Source organism: Agromyces arachidis (genome assembly GCF_052805135.1).
Window position 1 is genome coordinate 259,723 of the sequence record NZ_JBRBDK010000001.1, and the last position, 16,426, is coordinate 276,148.

Here is a 16,426-nt window from a genome sequence, read left to right on the forward strand (position 1 = left end):
CGTGCCGCTGCTGCGGCGTGCGCTCATCTTGCCACGCACCGCGGCGATTATCGCCGCGGGGCGAAATCTGCAAGAATGGTCAGTCGAGTTCTGTACCGCCCGACCCTCTATCCGGCGGCGCAGGGCACCTTTGAGCTTCCGCCGGGTGTGCACCCCACGCTCACGGCTGTCAGTTCGCCTACCTCACAACATCTCAGGAGAATCGTGGCTGTCAAGATCCGCCTCAAGCGGCTCGGCAAGATCCGTGCCCCGTACTACCGCATCGTCGTCGCCGACTCGCGCACCAAGCGCGACGGTCGCGTGATCGAGGAGATTGGCAAGTACCACCCCACCGAGGAGCCCTCGTTCATCGAGGTCGACTCCGACCGCGCCCAGTACTGGCTCGGCGTCGGCGCGCAGCCGACCGAGCAGGTCATGGCGATCCTCAAGCTCACCGGCGACTGGGGCAAGTTCAAGGGCGACAAGAACGCCAAGAGCACCGTCCGCACCGCCGAGCCCAAGGCCGAGTACCAGGTCGACGACGCGAAGAAGTCGGTCGTGAAGCCGAAGGCCGAGAAGCCGGCCAAGGCCGAGGAGCCCGCCGAGGAGTCCGCCGAGACCGCGTCGGACGAGGCGTAGGCCTTGCTCGCTTCCGCGCTCGAACACCTCGTCAAGGGGATCGTCGATCACCCCGACGACGTGAAGGTCACCTCCGCGTCGAGCGCACGCGGCGAGGTCCTCGAGGTGCACGTGCACCCCGAGGACCTCGGCCGCGTCATCGGTCGCGCCGGCCGCACCGCCAAGGCGCTGCGCACGGTCGTGACCGCCCTCGCCGACGGCCGCCGAGTCCGCGTCGACGTCGTCGACGTCGACGACTGACGTGGCCGCGGCACCCCGCGCCCAGCAGCTGCGCGTCGGGCGTCTCACCAAGGCCCACGGGCTGAAGGGCGCCATCAAGCTCGAGCTGTACACCGACGACCCCGAGCGCCGGTTCGTCCCCGGAGCGGAGTTCTCGCTGCAGGTGCCCGAGTCGTCGCCGTGGCACGGCCGGACGATCGTGCTGCGCGAGCTGCGCTGGTACAACGGCCACCCCGTCGGGTTCTTCGACGGCGTCGACGACCGGACGGCCGCCGAGGGCCTCGTCAAGGCGATCCTCTGGGTCGACCAGCCCGCCGACGAGGAGCCCGAGCCCGACGCCTGGTACGACCACCAGCTCGTCGGACTCGCCGTCCTCCGCGACGGCGTCCGGGTCGGCGAGGTCGCGCACGTCGACCACCTCCCCGCCCAGGACCTGCTCGTGGTTCGGGCCGAGGGTCGCGAGGTGATGGTCCCGTTCGTCTCCGCCATCGTGCCCGAGGTCGACCTCGATGCCGGCACCCTGACGGTCACGCCCCCCGCCGGGCTCTTCGAGGACCTGCCCGAGCCCGACGTCGCCGAGGCGGACGATGCCGGGACCGGCGACGCCGCGGCGGACGTCGCCGAGGCGGACGATGCCGCCGGAGCCCCCGACGCGGCATCCGCATCGCCCGACCGCGACGCCGACGCCGACTAGGGGGCGGCGATGCGCATCGACATCGTCACGATCTTCCCGTCGTTCTTCGACGTGCTCGACCTGTCGCTGCTCGGCAAGGCGCGCCAGACCGGCCTGATCGAGGTCCGCACGCACGACCTCCGCGACTTCACGCACGATCGGCATCGCACCGTCGACGACACCCCGTACGGCGGCGGCGCCGGGATGGTGATGAAGCCCGAGCCCTGGGGCGAGGCGCTCGACTCGATCGTCGGCGACGACGCCTCCGACGCGCTGCTGGTGGTGCCGTCGCCGGCCGGCGAGCCGTTCACCCAGGCGGTCGCGCGCGAGCTCGCCGCCGAGGACCACCTCGTGTTCGCGTGCGGCCGCTACGAGGGCATCGACCAGCGCGTCGTCGACCATTACGCGACGCGCATGCGCGTGCGCCCGATCAGCCTCGGCGACTACGTCCTGAACGGCGGCGAGGTCGCCGTGATGGCCATGATCGAGGCGGCCGGGCGTCTGGTCCCCGGTGTCGTCGGCAACCCGGAGAGCCTCGTCGAGGAATCGCACGAGGACGGGCTGCTCGAGTACCCCAGCTACACCAAGCCGGCCGTCTGGCGCGGGCTCGAGGTGCCGCCCGTGCTCCTGTCCGGCCACCACGGCCGCGTGGCCGGGTGGCGGCGCGAGCAGCAGCTCGAGCGCACCCGGCGCGTCCGCCCCGAGCTCCTGCCGGACGACGCGCCCGCACCACCCGACTGAGGCCAGTCTTCACGCGCCGGAAACACGCGGGTGCGCTTCGCGAAACACGTCCTGCATAGCGTCGGTCACGGCGGGCGACACCGGATCCCGCCGGAAAGCGCGGGTCGGCAGATGGATCGTCCGAGTGGATCCGAGGCGTCGGATCGGGTCGGCCTCCCGCCCCTCCGCCTCGTCGCGGTGACGCACGGCGCCCCGTCCACGGCGAACCGCGCAGCGGTCATCCGCCTCGTCGACGCCGTCGCGTCGGCCCGCCCCGACCTCGGCGTCTCGATCACGTTCGTCGACGCGCAGCACGCCGACGTCGGGTCCGCGCTCGCGACCGCCGCGGAGCCGGACGCGGTCATCGTCCCGCTCGTGCTGTCCGCGGGGTTCCACGTCCGGACCGGTCTCTCGCTCGGGCTCGACCGCCTTGGCGCCTCCGCACGGCTGGCCCCCGAGCTGGGTCCCGACGACCGCCTCGTCGAGGTCCTGGCCCAGCGACTCCACGAACTGGGCGACACCGAGGGCGACAGCGTGCTGCTGGCCGCGGCCGGCTCCAACGACCCGCGCGCCGTGCGCGAGTGCTTCGAGACCGCGCGGAGGCTCGGCCATCGACTGGGCCGCTCGGTGACCGCGGGGTTCATCGCCGCCGCCATCCCGAGGCTGCCCGACGCGATCGAGATGATCCGCGAGGTGCACCCCGGTTCGAGGGTGCTGGTCGTGCCGTACCTGCTCGCCCCCGGCACGTTCTACGACCAGGCCGCGGGGTCGGGCGCCGACGCGATCGCCCGTCCGCTGATGCTGCCCGACGAGCCGGCGCCGCCGGCCCTCGTCGAACTCGTGCTCGACCGGTACGCCGCGGTGGGGGCGGAGCAGCGCGAGCGTGCCTGACGGGGCCGTCGACGCGCGCCGTCCGCCCGGACGGGCGCTCGGCGACGCGGGTCAGCCGCGCTGCGTCAGCACCAGCGGGTCGCCGTCGGTGATCGCCACGGTGTGCTCGGAGTGGGCGCCGCGGGAGCCGTCGACGCTGCGGAGGGTCCACCCGTCGGGGTCGGTGAAGATCCGGTCGGTGGTGTGCAGGAACCACGGCTCGATCGCGATCACCAGTCCGGGCTTGAGCGGGAGCCCGCGGCCCGGCCGGCCGTTGTTCGGGACGTGCGGTTCGCCGTGCATGGTCCGGCCGACGCCGTGGCCGCCGAAGTCCGTGTTGATCGAGAGCCCCTCCGCCTTCGCCACGTCGGCGATGGCCCGCGAGATGTCGCCGATGCGGTTGCCCGGTCGGGCTGCGGCGATGCCGGCGTCGAGTGCGCGCCGGGTCGTGTCGATCAGGCGCAGGTCCTCGTCGCGGGGGGTGCCGACGACCACCGAGATCGCGGAGTCCGAGACCCAGCCGTCGACCGAGGCGGCGAAGTCCAGGCTCAGCAGGTCGCCGTCCTTCAGCGCGTAGTCGTGCGGCAGGCCGTGCAGCACGGCGTCGTTCACCGAGGTGCAGATCACCTTGCCGAAGGGGCTGCCGCCGAATGACGGGTGGTAGTCGATGTAGCAGCTGGTGGCGCCGGCGTCGCGGATCATGTCGTGCGCGAGCGCGTCGAGCTCCAGCAGGTTCACGCCGGGGGCCGCGGCCTTCGACGTGGCCTCGAGCACGCTCGCGACGAAGCGGCCGGCGGGTCGCATCTGCTCGATCTCGGCGGGGGTCCTCAGTTCGATCACGTCCTCTATTCTGCCCGGTCCGCCCTGAGTGAACACCCGGCGACGGCCCCTCCCGACGCGGGTACGCTGGCCACATGCTCATCCGTCGCGCGTTCTACCGGTGGCAGTTCATCGCCGCCGTCGCGCTGCCCGTGTGGCTGCTGATCGGGTACGCCATCTTCGGGTCGAGCGGCTGGGGCGTCATCGGCCTGATGTTCGCGGCGCCGATCGCCTTCGTCTCGCTGGGCGTCGTGGCCCTCATCGTCGCGGCACGGCCCGACGTGCGCCGCGCGAAGGCGGTCGACTGGGCGGATGTCGCGGTGCTCGGCGCCTGGCACCTGCTGATCGTCGCCGCGGGGCTGTACGGACCCACCGGCATCACCTTCGCCATCCTCGCGATGATCGGCGCCATCGCCGCGTTCTGGTACGCGGTGTGGCGGCTGCTGAGCGACGGGGCCCGTCGCGTGCGCGCCACGATGGAGGAGTACGAGCGGATCGCCGCGTCCGGCGGCGCGCCCGGAGCGGGCGAGACCGGTACGCGGCGGACGACCGACGCCGGCGAGGTCATCGTCATCCGCGAGGAGCGGTCCTGGGAGCAGCGGCGCGACTGAGGCGTTCGCACCGCGGGCGTCGTGCCCGCGGCATCCGTCACCGGATTTTGGCCGTCGGGCCCCGCGTCTGGCAGAATGGACGATTGTGCCGCCGCATGGCCCTGCCTCCGGGGGGCCCGCATGACGCGAGTGATCGCGCGACGCGGCACCAGACACTTCCATCCATGATCCGCGTTCGACCGGTGGCGGGCGCAGAGAGCGAACCATCATGCACATCCTCGACCACGTCGACGCCGCGAGCCTCCGCTCGGACATCCCCGACTTCCGCCCCGGCGACACCGTCAAGGTGCACGTGAACATCGTCGAAGGCACCCGCTCGCGAATCCAGGTCTTCCAGGGCGTCGTCATCGGCCGTCAGGGCGAGGGCGTCCGCGAGACCTTCACCGTCCGGAAGATCAGCTTCCAGGTCGGCGTCGAGCGCAAGTTCCCGGTCCACTCCCCGGTGATCGACCACATCGAGGTCGTCACCCGAGGCGACGTGCGCCGCGCGAAGCTGTACTACCTCCGCGAGCTCCGCGGCAAGAAGGCGAAGATCAAGGAGAAGCGCGACAGCTGATCGGCTCTCGCCGCCCCGACGCGTCATCCGCTCGAGCTCCCCACCCCTAGACTGGGTCGGGGAGCTCGAGCCATTTTCATGACAGAAGACACACGCACCATGCGCGATGCACGCGCCAACTCCGAGACGCCGCCGTCGCGCCGTCGGAGCGTCCTGCTGTTCCTGCGCGACCTCGTCGTGATCTTCGTGGTCGCGGTGCTCGTCTCGTTCCTCATCAAGACGTTCCTGATCCGGTCCTTCTTCATCCCGTCGCAGTCGATGGAGCAGACCCTCGTGCAGGACGACCGCATCATCGTGAACCAGCTGGTCCCCGAGCTCGGCGAGATCGAGCGCGGCGACGTGGTCGTCTTCAAGGATCCCGGCGGGTGGCTTCCCGCACGGGTGGAGGAGGAGCAGCCGCCGCTCGTCGCCGCCATGGACTGGTTCCTCGCGTTCGTCGGACTGTCCGCTCCCGACTCGAACGACCACCTCGTCAAGCGCGTGATCGGCCTGCCGGGCGACTCGGTCGCCTGCTGCAACGCGCTCGGGCAGATGACCGTCAACGGCGTGCCGCTCGACGAGCCCTACGTGGCGCTGCCGCCCGGCGAGACCAAGGTCTCGCGCGACGACTTCGAGGTCGTCGTGCCCGAGGGCTCGCTCTGGGTGATGGGCGACAACCGCTACAACTCGAAGGACTCGCGCTACAACACCGAGACGCCGCTCGAGGGCTTCGTGCCGATCGACAACGTCGTCGGGCGCGCCGTCGTGGTGAGCTGGCCGATCTCGCACTGGACCTGGCTCGACAACTATCCCGAGGTGTTCTCCGGCGTCGACGAGGGAGCCGAGTGAGGTGAGCCCCGCCGGCGTGCCGTCCCTCAAGATCGAGCGCGACCTGCTGGCCGGGGGAGCGCCCGTGGTCCTCGCCTGCGACGAGGTCGGCCGCGGGGCGCTGGCCGGCCCCGTCGCGGTCGGCATGGTGGTGATCGATGCGGGGGTCCGGCGGATGCCGGCGGGCCTCCGCGACTCCAAGCTCCTCCCGGAGCCCAAGCGCGAGCTGCTCGCCCCGCGCGCCGCGTCATGGGTGATCGCCTCGGCCGTCGGCGAGGCGAGCGCGGAGGAGATCGACCGGCTCGGCATCATGGCGTGCCTGGGGCTGGCGGGCGCCCGCGCGTTCGCGGGACTGGGTATCGACCGGGGGATCGTGGCGGGCGCGCCGCTGCTGCTCGACGGGAACTACGACTGGCTGAGCCAGTCCATCGAGCACCGCGCGCAGGTCATCACGCGGATCAAGGCCGATCGCGACTGCGCGTCGGTGGCCGCGGCATCCGTCATCGCGAAGGTGCACCGCGACCGCTTCATGCGGCAGGCGCACGAGACGACCCCCCGGTACTTCTGGAACGAGAACAAGGGCTACTCCAGCCCCGCGCACTTCGCCGCGATCGCCGAGCACGGTCCCGACCGCCTGCACCGGCGGACCTGGCTGCACGAGCGCACCACGGAGGCGGCGCCGTCGCTGTTCGACCTCGAAGTAGGATGATCAGCGATGGATGAGGACGAGTTCGAAGACTACGACCGGGAAGTGGAGCTGGCGCTCTACCGCGAGTACCGCGACATCGTGTCGCAGTTCAAGTACGTGGTCGAGACCGAGCGCCGCTTCTACCTCGCGAACGAGGTCGAGCTGGTGCGCCGCGACACCGAGCACGACTTCTACTTCGAGCTGTCGATGAAGGACGTCTGGGTGTGGGACGTCTACCGCGCCGACCGCTTCGTCAAGGCCGTGCGCGTGCTCACCTTCAAGGACGTCAACGTCGAGGAGCTGGCGACGCGCGAGTTCGAGCTGCCGAAGGACCTCGCGCTCGAGGAGTAGCTCGCGCGGGAACGGGCGGCACTGCTCCTGCACAGGTCGGGCGCCCGCGCCATCCCGCTCGTCGGCGAGCGACGGGCCGTGACCTCGACGTCCGGCGCGGCACGCTGGGCCCATGGCCCACCACATCGAACTCGGTCGGCGCGGCGAACAGCTCGCCGCCGACCACCTGCAGGCGCGCGGCATGCGCGTCATCGATCGCAACTGGCGTTGCCCGCACGGCGAACTCGACCTCGTCCTCCGCGACGGCGACGAGACGGTCTTCGTCGAGGTGAAGACCCGCGCCGGCGACGGGTACGGTCACCCGTTCGAGGCGATCACGGCGCGCAAGCTCGCACGGCTCCGCCGCCTCGCGCTCGCCTGGTGCGACGCCCACGACGGTCCGCGCGGGCGTATCCGCCTCGACGCCGTGGCGGTGCTCGCTCCGGCGGCCGCGCCGGCGATCGTCGAGCACCTCGAGCGGATCGGCTGATGCCGGTCGCCCGCACGCGCTCCATCGCCCTCGTCGGCCTCGTCGGGTCGGTCGTCGAGGTCGAGGCCGATCTCTCCAGCCAACTGCCCTCGCTCGTGATCATCGGGCTGCCCGATGCGGCACTGGGAGAGGCTCGCGAACGCGTCCGCTCCGCCGCGACGAACGCCGGATGCCCGCTGCCGCCGCGCCGCCTGACCGTCAACCTCTCGCCCGCATCGCTGCCGAAGCACGGCTCGGGCTTCGACCTGTCAAAACCAAGCAATTGACGTATTTGCGATCAGGGGTTTTCTGTGTTTGGCCTGCAAACCCATACGCTTCGAGCATGACAGAAAAGGCGCTCATCGTGGTCGACTACGACGAGCTCCCCGGGGCCACCCAGGCACCGAGCGGAGTTGGTTTCGTCGCCCTCACGACCATCACCGGCCTCATCGACAACGTGCACCGCGTGTACAAGTCGGCGGATGACCTCGAGGGGTCGCCGGACACGATCGAGAGTCTGCGGGCGGACATCAACGCGCTGTCGGACTCGCTGCGACTGTTGGCGGGGGAGGTTTATCAGATCGGTCGCGGTATCGAAGCCGGACGAATCTGCGCCTCGCATAGCGACTGACCGCACGCTTCGGACGACTACCCCCGAAGTTCGTCCGCGAGAGCCTCGATGTTCGGCACGTGCTGCCACGGACGCTCGTTCGGCTCGTCTCGGCCTGTGGCGAGCCAGCCGACGAGGCCGACGAGTTCTGTGGCGGTCAGCGACCGGCGTTGCACGTCAAAGTGGAGCATGATGCTGCGCTCCATCGTCGTGGGGCCGATCGCGCCGATCTCCTCGCGCGCTTGCTGGCAGGTCGGGCAGAGGTAGCCCCCCAAGCGTTCCGGCCTCGGTGGCCCACCGATCGCAGTCGGGCTTGCGGTCGCCGGAGTCCATAGGCCGGCCGCCTGTGACGGCAGGGCTGAGACGGTTTCGACTCCGCAGAGCATGCACCCGCCGCCGATCGGTGACGAATACGGCAGCGGGCGCTCCACGCGAGCGTTCAGCAGTCCTGCGAACGCCTTGCGAAGGTCATGCCACTGCCACTCGGTTACATGTCCCCAGGGTTGCGACGCAGCCTCTCCCTCGTGCGCATCCTTCGTGCGCACGGGGGAGTATCGGGCAGCCCACCGGACCGCGACCCCGGCAGCCGTCATGTGCTCGACCAGGAGTCGCAGACTGCCGTCAGTGTGAATCGGCATGCCGCGTCCGATGGCGTCAAGCGCGTTCAGGGCGGCCTCCACGCGGTGCATGCCCACGCTGCGGCTGCCCATCTGGGCCTGCACTCGCGGGTACGCGTCGAGCAGGCTCGCGGCGCGCTCATGCACCTCGCGGCAGTGATCGCACCGGGTAAGGGACACGGTATGCGGTGTGCGCGGCCGCGGGTCGTCCAGCACCGCCCAGTGCCAGCCGTCGAAGTCGACCCGTTCGGGGTGCGGCGGCGCCACGGTCTGGCCGCACGCGAGGCACGCTAGGTCACCCGACCCGAGCGGCACCGTCGTCGTGATCGTCATGATTTCGGTGGTCATGGCTCCTCCTTCAGAATCGCTGGCTGCGGCTGCGGTGGCGGCGTTCACGGGTCTCGGTGTTCAGTTCGGGCACGGCGCGCATGAGCGCCTTGACGGCCTGGTACTCCTCCCGCGACAAGATCACCGAGCCTTCGGGAATGGTCGGCGGCGGGGGAGGCGGCGGAGGCGGCGGCTCCGGCTTCTGCCTTGGCTTCAGATTCAATTTGGGCATCGGTTCCGGTGCCGAAGACTCCGGCGGGGAAGTCGTCTCCCACATGGCCTCTCTCTCGCGCCGTCGGCTCTGGGCGCGCGCTCTGGCTGCCTGCGCGATATCCCATGGGCTCGGCTCGTACCTCATCGCTGTGCCGCCTCGTGGATCAGCGCCGTGATGCGCGCCCGCTCCGCGGATCGCCGGGCGGCCCGACGGGCGGGCCACTGCCGTCGGGCAGCGCGCGCGCGACGAGCGGCCGCCGCCCGCTGGCGCTCGGCGCGGGTGGTCACCTCGTGCTCGATCCGGGGGAGGCAGACCCAGCCCCACTCGTGCGCGGCGTCCGCCGTCCGGCACGGCACGCCGATCTGCGCATGCCAGTGCGCCGGGTCGGGGCAGGCCACCCGCAGCACCACATTCAGTGTGCGCCGCTGCGCCGCTCGCGCTTCAAGCGCAGGCGGCTGCGGCGTCGGCCGCTCGGCAGGTCCCGCGCGCCCCTGCGCGGCCGTGGACAGGTCTGCCCGGTCGGGTGGTACGCCAGTACCACGCTGCTCCTCGACGCCTCTGCGGAGCGCTGAACGAATATCGGCAGTGGGCATGATGACGGTCCTGTCTCTCGACTCGGCCCTACTGCCAGCAGTGCTATATGGGCACTGTACTACGGATACGGCCTCTGACTGTAGGATGTCGACAAGGAGGACCCGATGGAGACCAACTCGCAGCATACGGCGCCCTCGCTCACCGCGAGCGGCGCGCCGTATCAGCCCTCGCGCTCGACGCTCGCCGCGCGCTCGCTGGCAGCCGTCGAACGCATCCCAGACTCCGAGCAGCGCCGGGCGGCGTTCGCTCGGCACATGTCGGAGTTCCCGCCGACGATCGGCCGGGTCCGCCCGGTCTGAACACGGACGGGTTTCGGATTTCGGGTTTCTGGGGGATGGGAGTTCACGGAACTCCCCATCACCCTAGAAGACCCGAAGATCCGTGCACCCTGCCGTGTGCATAGATACCGGCAGGTCGTCACTCACGGTCCGGGTTCGTGACGGAGTTCGCTCCCGAAATCCGCCACTGATAGCCCCGGTTGCGGCCTCCCTGCGACCGCGACTCGACCTCGCCCTCTCGCTCCATCAGCTCGAGAACGATCTTGTTGGCCTTGTACTCCTCGCCGGTGCCGCAGACCTCCTTCGTCCAGAGCCATTCTTCGGCCGCGAGGAGCTTCGCACGCAACTCGGCCCGGCGTCCTCCATGATCCGTGGCGTTGGTCTGCGATCCGGCGTCAGGCGATGAAGCGACATCGATCAGGCGCAGCCGTCCCTCGCGAAGCTCGATCCTGCGGCGAAGCACCTCCGGATCACCGATCCTCGGAAGGGTCTCGAACCAGCGGGTCGTCGCGGGACGCACCGGGAACGTCGCAGCCGACGCGATCCACATACCGTCCCACTCGCCCATCGATTCGATGCCGCCCATCGGCGTGTTCACGCTCGGGCTCATCGGCGAGTGGAGCACCGCGAGGCCATTGGGAATCCCAGCCTCACGGAGCAGCCTCCGGAAGCCCGAGGCAAACGCTCCGGTGCGTCCGGTGTCGTTCCCGAGAGTGGCAGTCACGCCGTCCGCGATCACGGTCAGAGGCGGTTTGAGCTGATCCGCGTACCCGATGAAACGCTCTTCCCAGTAGCGACGCTTCTCCTCCTCGGTGATGTTGAACGCGGTGGCCCCGCCGCTCATGGTCAGATGCTCCACGATCAACACTCCCGCGTCCGGCCCGAGCTCAGGGCTGAAGTAGCAGGGGACTCCATCGCGGTGACCGAACGCCAGGCCGGCCGCCTGCAACTCCTCGTGCACGGCGCCGGGGCGCGTCTCCGAGTTGATCAGCCACACGTCGCGGCGCCGCTCGGCGTCCGTCAGGTCGGCCGCCTCGAAGTGATCGAGCAGCCGCCGCCCCGGCAGGACAAGCGCCGCCGTCAACTCGCACAGCAGCTTGGTCTTTCCCCATCCCTTCGGGCCGATGAGGGCGGGGATGCTGCCATGGCTCCAGAGGCCCGGCACGTAGGGTCGCGTTGCGACGTCCGATCCCGAAGGGTCAAAGACCGGTGTCGTGCGGAGTCGCCGCAGCCGCGCGCGTCGAACTCGCTCCGCTTCCTCGCTCTGACGCGACATGATCGCCTGGTCTATCGAGGCCAAGGGATCGGTCGTGCCGCTCACAGCTCCCACTCCTCGTACAAGGGCTCGGGCTCGACGTTCAACGAGGCGAGCCCCGCGGCGATCTCCTCGGCGCTCATGGTCCCGGACCGGGCGGCCCCGCGCAGTACGCGCATACGCTCCTGCCGTGCGATGTTCGCCGCGGTGACACATGCCTGACTGCAGAAGAGGCGCTTGGTGGAGTAGTTGGGATGGAACTCGTTCCCGCAGAACTGGCAGCGATACGGCCGCGCCGAACGGTGCACGGCGGGCCGGATCATCCGCGGGCCTCCGTCCTCTGGACGAGGCTCAGTAGCGCGGCTACGCGCGCCGCCTGAGCGTCGGTGAGAGGCCGCAGCGCCTGTGCCGCCTCGGCAGGCGTCGGGGCGCTCATTGGTCCGCCCCCTCGATGGGGACGGCGACCGGGATCAGCTTGACGCCGCGGCGCTTCCGCGGGTCGCGCATCTTCGGGTACTGGGTCTTGAGCGCGCGCTCGATCTCATCCAGATCTACGAACACCACGCGCGGCTTAGCCGCGTCGCGGTAACCATGGATGAAGCCGCGGCTCATCCAGTTCTCGATGGTGAGCACGGTGCAGCCGAGTTCCTCGGCGGCGCGCTCCTTGGGGGCGTAGCGGGCCATGATGCAACTCCTCAGAGAGAGGTGGGTTGCACTTCACTACTCGCCACGGTCTTGTTGTGGCTCTTCGTAACGGCCCGTCCGGCGATTGCCAGCCTGTACCGATGCCATCAGGTCGCCGGGGCGACTTGGTCTCACACGGCCTTGGGTACTGGCCTCTTTCTTGCGTTCTTCCGGGAGCGGCGGCATCCAGGTGGACAACGCACGACGCCATCATCCGGATGACGCGCCCCAGCTCGGTGCGAAGGTGTTCTGTTGTTGGATTCACTTTCTCACGAAATCGTCGCGAGTAGGAAACCCATGCTCAGCGGCTCTGTATGCCCTCCTGGCGGCTTCTCGTGACTCGTCTGTATCGCCTGAATGTCGGATGGCATACAGAGCCGCAGATCACGGATTTCCCACGCCTCAGGTTTCGCTGTTTGAGTCAACGGCGGGCTTCCGACGTCCGAGCGTCGGAACCCCGCCGCTCACGGTACTGCAGCGGCTAAGCGTTGGCCGCATGGGCCGGTCGCCGCGTCGGTGGCACGCTGTATGGTCGAGCGCAGTGCAGGGGAGGGACCAAATGGAGTGGCTGTTTGAAGGGCTCGGCACGCTGCTGATCGGTCTGCTGATCGGCGGAGCGGGCGGTGGTGCGATCGGATGGAGGCTGGCCATACGCAAGACGTCGCAGCGTCAGCATGCCGGAGATAACGCCAGCCAGTACCAGGCCGGGCGCGATATCAACGGGGCGAAGTAGTGCAATTCGGCGGCCAAGGTCAGAACGCCGGGGATAACGCCGTCCAGATCCAGGTGCACGGTGACCTCCAGATGGGAATCACCGAGGAGCGCGCCCGTGAGATCGCCTGGGAGCAGGCTCGCAGCGTGGTTGACGAATTCGCGGCCGAATCGGCCGCGATCATCGAGGCCCGGCTCGTTGATTTCGACCGTCGCAGCATCGACGCACTCAGCCAAGAAGCGCTCTTGGGCTCCTTCGCGGATCCAGCGTTCGTTCGTGCGTATCGGAAGGCACAGGAGGGCGCTGCATCGAGTGAGCGGCCGGATGACTACGACCTTCTGTCGGCGATGCTCGTTGAGCGCGCCAAGAATCCGTCAAACCGCCCGATCCGGACTGCCGTCGAACGCGCCGTCGAGGTAGTAGATCGAATCGATGACCTCGCCCTTCGAGCGCTCACCGTGCTCGTCGCCGTTCAGACATACACGCCGAGTACCGGATGGATCATGGCCGGGCTCGACGTGATGGATGGGCTGATGCAGAAGTTGCTCGACGGTCCATTGCCCGACGGCGCCGAGTGGATCGACCATCTTGATCTCCTGGATGCTCTGCGCGTGAATCCAATCGGGTCTCTCAAGGGCTTCGATGAGTACTACTCGAAGCAGACGATCGGGTATGTCGCGCCTGGCGTTGCAGCTGAAGAAGCGCCGGCCCGCCTTACGGGGGATTTCGGCACTGCTGAGTGGGGCAATCTCATCGTTGATCACGAGTTGAAGCCGGGGTTCGTGCGTGCTGCGTTTGTCAGCGAGGGGAAGATGCGCGAGATCCTCGGTCGCCCCGAGATCCCGTCTGATTTGGCTGAGGCGTATATCTCCGAAGCGAAATCGGTCTTTGGTCTAGGGGAGGTTGACCCGATTGCCCTCGAGGCTTTCGGACGATCGGTTCGCGACCGACCTTCTCTCGGGCGTGTGGCGGACTGGTACAACGCGATTCCGCAAGGGATTCAGACCACAGCAGTCGGCAGGACTCTGGCTCGCGCCAATGCCTACCGCCTGGACACAGCCGGTCAGCTCCCACGCGAAGAGCCCTGAGTTTCGAACGGTCGGCATAGGGGAGGCCGCACAGCGCCGCGGATCGCTATCTCCCGAACCGCGCGGTCCGACCAGTAGCGTGCACTTCATGGCCGATGCGTGGAACTGGTTCGTGTGCCTTCTGACGCCCGCGCAATGGGAAGCGCTCCGCGGATGGGTAACAACCCTCGGTGGCTTGACGGCACTGGGAATCGCCGCGGGCACCTATCGTCACAACGTCCGTGTCAAGCGCGAGGAGCAGGCCCGCCTGGTCTACGCCAGCGTGAGCCACTTCAGCGATCACTACGCCGGTGACGAGATTGCTCCGGGCTTGTCGCGAGGCGAAGAAGCGGGTGTCTTCCCGGTATCAGAGGTGAGTCTCGAGGAGGATAGCCACGGGAACGTGCAACGGGTTGAGAGAACTACCGAGCATGCGGTCGATGTGACCGTCGTGGTGCACAACGCGAGCAAAGAACTTATCGCGCCGGTACGGGTCCAGCTTCTCGACGGCGGCAGGCCGATCGGTGACCCGTACATCGACCTCAATGCCATTCACCCCGATCAGGAGATCGCGGTGCGGTTCGTCATCCCGAATCGCCACCATCCCGGATTCGTGGTGCATCAACCGACGATCCTGTTCCGCGACGCAAGCGGAAAGTGGTGGCGGCGCAACGGCGCGGAGCCAATCGAGTGGGTCCATAACGACCCCGATAACGTCGGGCCAACGAGGGAGGCGCGGCCGAGGATCCGAGAGGAGCAAGCGGCGATGGGCGTACCGGAGGATCAGCAATTGAAGGAGCCGAGGGTGGGCTTCGGCGTTCGTCTGCGTCGATTCTGGCGGCGGATACGCGGCAAGGACGCGAGGGGATAGGTCACCCCTCGCCGGCGGGCGTCAGCCGCAGGCGCTCCGCTGTCCACGCCTTCCCGCGCATTCCTTCAGGGCGAGGCAGTACCTCGACGCGCAGCACCGTCGCGAGGACGGCGCGCTGCACGTCGAGCGGCGCGTCGAGGAACGCCTGTCCGGGGTCGTCGGCGCCGAGGATCGGGGAGGACGTCGACCGCTGCATCGACCTCGCGAGGCGTGCGTCGACCTCCGCGAGCTCGGCGCTTACGGTCGCCGTCGCGCGCTGAAGCTGGGCGCCGGTGATCGTCCCGAGCGCATAGTCGCGCTCGAACGACTCGAGGCGGATGCTAAGCGTGCGGCGCCGGTCCCGGAACAACTCAAGTTCCGGGTCGGCAGGGTGGATTGCCGCAACCACGCGCGAGTCGCGCACCATCTCCGCGACGACGCCTCGCACGTAGTCGTCGGTGAAGCCAGCGGTGATCATAAGGTGCGCCTGGGCGGTGCAGCGGTAATGGGCGGTGCGCGTGTGGTTCGGCCGGGCGTTCGTCTGCCCGGTGGCAGTCGGGCGCAGGGGAGCGCCGCAGATGCCGCATCGGTAGATGTAGGAGCCCAGCCACTGCGCGTCATTCCCGGGGGATGTGCGGCGCGAGGAGTCGGTCAACAGCGCGTACAACGCCCGCCACTTCTCTTCCTCCACGATCGCGGGCCACTCGGCCGGTCCGACGATCTCGAAGCCCGCCTTACGGGCCTGCCCGCGAGCGAGCAGTCCGGCGTTGCGCGGCCGGAGCAGGACGTCACGCAACTGTTCGCCAGTCCACGGCTTGCCGGTCGACGTCTTCCGGCCGGCCTCGTTGAGCGCGCGAGCGGTCGCGCGCAGCGACCGACCCACCAGTATCGCGTCGGTCGCCTCACGGATCACCTTCGCCTCGATTTCGCGGACGGTCACTCCGTCCTTCTCGTAACCGAACGGACGACGACCGCCACGATAGCGACCCTGCGCGGCTGCCTGCGCCTTCGCCCGAGCCACGCGCTCGGCGGTTCGCTCCGCCTCTGCCGCATCGACGTTGCCCTTGATGCGGGCTACCATCCGGCCGTCGGCGGTGCTCAGGTCGTCGTTGCCGGACACCACGGTCTCGATGCGCGTGCCGTACCGCTCGTGCAGCGTGATGATGTCCTCGACCTCAAGCGGGCGACGAGTCAGGCGGCTGTTGCTGTAGGCCAGAATCGCGCGGCACTCACCTGAGCGTGCGGCAGTAAGCATCTCGAGGTAACGCGGCCGCGGCTTCTTGCTTCGCGTCGACGCGCTCACGTCGTTCTCGCGGTAGACCGCGACCACCTCGTAGCCGTGGCGCTCCGCCAGTGCGCGGCAGTCCTCCTCTTGACGCTCGACGCCGACCTCGCGGCCCTCTCGGTCGTCCGAGATGCGGCTGTAGATCGCCGCGGGTAGCCGGGCGCTCATTCTGTCGCCTGCTCAAGCAATCGAACCTTCGCCCTGTCGATCTGCGCCTCGCTCATCTCATGCTCGAAGTACATCAGGCAGGTGGCGCTAACGGCGTAGATGTATGCCTCGTTCTCATCCTCGTCGAGCCCAAGGCCCGGATCGATCGTGCATCCGCCGTCGAGCAGGTCGTCCGCGACGTCCTCCGAGAGCCCTACCACCTCGGGATTGTCCTGAGCGAGAAGCCCGTCAGTCGCGGCCTCTATCTCGATGCGGAAACGCTCCGCTACGTCTTCCCCGGAGGGTGCAGGTGTGCAAGCAGCAAGCGTGAAAGTGACGGCAGCGGCCATCGCGAGATGGGCGACAGGGAGGCCCAAGAGGCTGGTTCTCTTCATATGTCAATTGT

General features: G+C 68.8%; 24 protein-coding genes and 1 pseudogene. 17 read left to right on the forward strand and 8 right to left on the reverse strand.

What is annotated here, in order from left to right; genetic code table 11:
- Positions 1–204: 204 nt before the first annotated feature.
- From rpsP to ACUY4T_RS01240, 5 genes are all read left to right on the forward strand, one after another.
- Positions 205–618: a 30S ribosomal protein S16 gene (gene rpsP / locus ACUY4T_RS01220; protein ID WP_446017074.1), complete on the forward strand. Its 414-nt coding sequence runs from the start codon at positions 205–207 to the stop codon at positions 616–618.
- A gap of 3 nt (positions 619–621) precedes the next feature.
- Positions 622–858 (forward strand): RNA-binding protein, encoded by a 237-nt coding sequence (locus tag ACUY4T_RS01225; RefSeq protein ID WP_446017075.1) that lies wholly within the window; start codon positions 622–624, stop codon positions 856–858.
- Between the two features lies 1 nt (position 859).
- On the forward strand, positions 860–1,531 hold the full coding sequence (rimM, locus tag ACUY4T_RS01230) for a ribosome maturation factor RimM (protein WP_446017076.1): 672 nt from the start codon (positions 860–862) through the stop codon (positions 1,529–1,531).
- A 9-nt stretch (positions 1,532–1,540) separates the two neighbouring features.
- Positions 1,541–2,251, forward strand: coding sequence for a tRNA (guanosine(37)-N1)-methyltransferase TrmD (trmD, locus tag ACUY4T_RS01235; protein WP_446017077.1), 711 nt, complete (start codon positions 1,541–1,543; stop codon positions 2,249–2,251).
- 111 nt (positions 2,252–2,362) lie between these two features.
- Complete coding sequence (locus ACUY4T_RS01240; protein WP_446017078.1) at positions 2,363–3,121, forward strand: sirohydrochlorin chelatase; 759 nt, start codon at positions 2,363–2,365, stop codon at positions 3,119–3,121.
- Positions 3,122–3,172: 51 nt separating this feature from the next.
- On the opposite strand, the gene map is transcribed toward ACUY4T_RS01240, so the two are convergent.
- Positions 3,173–3,940, reverse strand: coding sequence for a type I methionyl aminopeptidase (gene map / locus ACUY4T_RS01245; RefSeq protein ID WP_446017079.1), 768 nt, complete (start codon positions 3,938–3,940; stop codon positions 3,173–3,175).
- Between the two features lie 74 nt (positions 3,941–4,014).
- Between map and ACUY4T_RS01250 the strand changes: the two genes are divergently transcribed.
- The 8 genes and pseudogenes from ACUY4T_RS01250 to ACUY4T_RS01285 all read left to right on the forward strand — a co-directional run bounded on the left by ACUY4T_RS01250 (position 4,015) and on the right by ACUY4T_RS01285 (position 8,011).
- Entirely contained in the window at positions 4,015–4,530 is a 516-nt protein-coding gene (locus ACUY4T_RS01250) for a hypothetical protein (protein WP_446017080.1), read from the forward strand.
- Positions 4,531–4,738: 208 nt separating this feature from the next.
- Positions 4,739–5,086 carry a 50S ribosomal protein L19 gene (gene rplS / locus ACUY4T_RS01255; RefSeq protein WP_446017081.1) on the forward strand — a complete coding sequence of 116 codons (348 nt, stop codon included), beginning with the start codon at positions 4,739–4,741 and terminating at the stop codon, positions 5,084–5,086.
- 78 nt (positions 5,087–5,164) lie between these two features.
- Entirely contained in the window at positions 5,165–5,914 is a 750-nt protein-coding gene (gene lepB, locus ACUY4T_RS01260; protein WP_446017082.1) for a signal peptidase I, read from the forward strand.
- Position 5,915: 1 nt separating this feature from the next.
- Entirely contained in the window at positions 5,916–6,602 is a 687-nt protein-coding gene (gene rnhB, locus ACUY4T_RS01265; RefSeq protein WP_446017083.1) for a ribonuclease HII, read from the forward strand.
- 6 nt (positions 6,603–6,608) lie between these two features.
- A complete protein-coding gene (locus ACUY4T_RS01270) occupies positions 6,609–6,932 on the forward strand; it encodes a DUF2469 family protein (protein ID WP_336571016.1) in 324 nt (107 codons plus the stop codon).
- Positions 6,933–7,044: 112 nt separating this feature from the next.
- A complete protein-coding gene (locus ACUY4T_RS01275) occupies positions 7,045–7,401 on the forward strand; it encodes a YraN family protein (protein WP_446017084.1) in 357 nt (118 codons plus the stop codon).
- A pseudogene (locus ACUY4T_RS01280) lies at positions 7,401–7,652 on the forward strand (magnesium chelatase domain-containing protein); the annotation flags it as partial. The gene ACUY4T_RS01275 and the pseudogene ACUY4T_RS01280, both read left to right, overlap by 1 nt.
- A 71-nt stretch (positions 7,653–7,723) precedes the next feature.
- Positions 7,724–8,011 carry a hypothetical protein gene (locus tag ACUY4T_RS01285; RefSeq protein WP_446017085.1) on the forward strand — a complete coding sequence of 96 codons (288 nt, stop codon included), beginning with the start codon at positions 7,724–7,726 and terminating at the stop codon, positions 8,009–8,011.
- Between the two features lie 17 nt (positions 8,012–8,028).
- Here ACUY4T_RS01285 and ACUY4T_RS01290 read toward each other — a convergent pair whose 3' ends face one another.
- A complete protein-coding gene (locus ACUY4T_RS01290; protein ID WP_446017086.1) occupies positions 8,029–8,955 on the reverse strand; it encodes a hypothetical protein in 927 nt (308 codons plus the stop codon).
- Between the two features lie 333 nt (positions 8,956–9,288).
- Positions 9,289–9,741, reverse strand: coding sequence for a hypothetical protein (locus ACUY4T_RS01295; RefSeq protein ID WP_446017087.1), 453 nt, complete (start codon positions 9,739–9,741; stop codon positions 9,289–9,291).
- A 105-nt stretch (positions 9,742–9,846) separates the two neighbouring features.
- Here ACUY4T_RS01295 and ACUY4T_RS01300 point away from each other — a divergent pair, with 105 nt between their 5' ends.
- Positions 9,847–10,041 carry a hypothetical protein gene (locus ACUY4T_RS01300; RefSeq protein ID WP_446017088.1) on the forward strand — a complete coding sequence of 65 codons (195 nt, stop codon included), beginning with the start codon at positions 9,847–9,849 and terminating at the stop codon, positions 10,039–10,041.
- Between the two features lie 118 nt (positions 10,042–10,159).
- Here the strand turns inward: ACUY4T_RS01300 and ACUY4T_RS01305 are convergent, their stop codons facing one another.
- From ACUY4T_RS01305 to ACUY4T_RS01315, 3 genes are all read right to left on the reverse strand, one after another.
- Positions 10,160–11,341: an AAA family ATPase gene (locus ACUY4T_RS01305; protein ID WP_446017089.1), complete on the reverse strand. Its 1,182-nt coding sequence runs from the start codon at positions 11,339–11,341 to the stop codon at positions 10,160–10,162.
- Positions 11,338–11,598 carry a hypothetical protein gene (locus ACUY4T_RS01310; RefSeq protein WP_446017090.1) on the reverse strand — a complete coding sequence of 87 codons (261 nt, stop codon included), beginning with the start codon at positions 11,596–11,598 and terminating at the stop codon, positions 11,338–11,340. The genes ACUY4T_RS01305 and ACUY4T_RS01310 overlap by 4 nt, the downstream gene beginning before the upstream one ends.
- 109 nt (positions 11,599–11,707) lie before the next feature.
- Positions 11,708–11,959 carry a hypothetical protein gene (locus tag ACUY4T_RS01315; protein ID WP_446017091.1) on the reverse strand — a complete coding sequence of 84 codons (252 nt, stop codon included), beginning with the start codon at positions 11,957–11,959 and terminating at the stop codon, positions 11,708–11,710.
- A gap of 559 nt (positions 11,960–12,518) precedes the next feature.
- On the opposite strand from ACUY4T_RS01315, the gene ACUY4T_RS01320 reads away from it, so the two are divergent.
- From ACUY4T_RS01320 to ACUY4T_RS01330, 3 genes are all read left to right on the forward strand, one after another.
- Complete coding sequence (locus ACUY4T_RS01320; protein WP_446017092.1) at positions 12,519–12,692, forward strand: hypothetical protein; 174 nt, start codon at positions 12,519–12,521, stop codon at positions 12,690–12,692.
- A complete protein-coding gene (locus tag ACUY4T_RS01325) occupies positions 12,692–13,759 on the forward strand; it encodes an LPO_1073/Vpar_1526 family protein (RefSeq protein ID WP_446017093.1) in 1,068 nt (355 codons plus the stop codon). The genes ACUY4T_RS01320 and ACUY4T_RS01325 overlap by 1 nt, the downstream gene beginning before the upstream one ends.
- A gap of 88 nt (positions 13,760–13,847) precedes the next feature.
- Positions 13,848–14,609: a hypothetical protein gene (locus tag ACUY4T_RS01330; protein ID WP_446017094.1), complete on the forward strand. Its 762-nt coding sequence runs from the start codon at positions 13,848–13,850 to the stop codon at positions 14,607–14,609.
- A gap of 1 nt (position 14,610) precedes the next feature.
- On the opposite strand, the gene ACUY4T_RS01335 is transcribed toward ACUY4T_RS01330, so the two are convergent.
- Positions 14,611–16,041: a recombinase family protein gene (locus ACUY4T_RS01335; protein WP_446017095.1), complete on the reverse strand. Its 1,431-nt coding sequence runs from the start codon at positions 16,039–16,041 to the stop codon at positions 14,611–14,613.
- Positions 16,038–16,415 carry a hypothetical protein gene (locus ACUY4T_RS01340; RefSeq protein ID WP_446017096.1) on the reverse strand — a complete coding sequence of 126 codons (378 nt, stop codon included), beginning with the start codon at positions 16,413–16,415 and terminating at the stop codon, positions 16,038–16,040. The genes ACUY4T_RS01335 and ACUY4T_RS01340 overlap by 4 nt, the downstream gene beginning before the upstream one ends.
- Between the last annotated feature and the right edge of the window lie 11 nt (positions 16,416–16,426).

Coding starts and splice junctions, on each gene's coding strand:
- trmD (WP_446017077.1), top strand. CDS start 1,541: ATGCGCATCGACATCGTCACGATCTTCCCGTCGTTCTTCGACGTGCTC.
- ACUY4T_RS01240 (WP_446017078.1), top strand. CDS start 2,363: ATGGATCGTCCGAGTGGATCCGAGGCGTCGGATCGGGTCGGCCTCCCG.
- ACUY4T_RS01250 (WP_446017080.1), top strand. CDS start 4,015: ATGCTCATCCGTCGCGCGTTCTACCGGTGGCAGTTCATCGCCGCCGTC.
- rplS (WP_446017081.1), top strand. CDS start 4,739: ATGCACATCCTCGACCACGTCGACGCCGCGAGCCTCCGCTCGGACATC.
- lepB (WP_446017082.1), top strand. CDS start 5,165: ATGACAGAAGACACACGCACCATGCGCGATGCACGCGCCAACTCCGAG.
- ACUY4T_RS01270 (WP_336571016.1), top strand. CDS start 6,609: ATGGATGAGGACGAGTTCGAAGACTACGACCGGGAAGTGGAGCTGGCG.
- ACUY4T_RS01275 (WP_446017084.1), top strand. CDS start 7,045: ATGGCCCACCACATCGAACTCGGTCGGCGCGGCGAACAGCTCGCCGCC.
- ACUY4T_RS01285 (WP_446017085.1), top strand. CDS start 7,724: ATGACAGAAAAGGCGCTCATCGTGGTCGACTACGACGAGCTCCCCGGG.
- ACUY4T_RS01290 (WP_446017086.1), bottom strand. CDS start 8,955: ATGACCACCGAAATCATGACGATCACGACGACGGTGCCGCTCGGGTCG.
- ACUY4T_RS01295 (WP_446017087.1), bottom strand. CDS start 9,741: ATGCCCACTGCCGATATTCGTTCAGCGCTCCGCAGAGGCGTCGAGGAG.
- ACUY4T_RS01300 (WP_446017088.1), top strand. CDS start 9,847: ATGGAGACCAACTCGCAGCATACGGCGCCCTCGCTCACCGCGAGCGGC.
- ACUY4T_RS01310 (WP_446017090.1), bottom strand. CDS start 11,598: ATGATCCGGCCCGCCGTGCACCGTTCGGCGCGGCCGTATCGCTGCCAG.
- ACUY4T_RS01315 (WP_446017091.1), bottom strand. CDS start 11,959: ATGGCCCGCTACGCCCCCAAGGAGCGCGCCGCCGAGGAACTCGGCTGC.
- ACUY4T_RS01320 (WP_446017092.1), top strand. CDS start 12,519: ATGGAGTGGCTGTTTGAAGGGCTCGGCACGCTGCTGATCGGTCTGCTG.
- ACUY4T_RS01330 (WP_446017094.1), top strand. CDS start 13,848: ATGGCCGATGCGTGGAACTGGTTCGTGTGCCTTCTGACGCCCGCGCAA.
- ACUY4T_RS01335 (WP_446017095.1), bottom strand. CDS start 16,041: ATGAGCGCCCGGCTACCCGCGGCGATCTACAGCCGCATCTCGGACGAC.
- ACUY4T_RS01340 (WP_446017096.1), bottom strand. CDS start 16,415: ATGAAGAGAACCAGCCTCTTGGGCCTCCCTGTCGCCCATCTCGCGATG.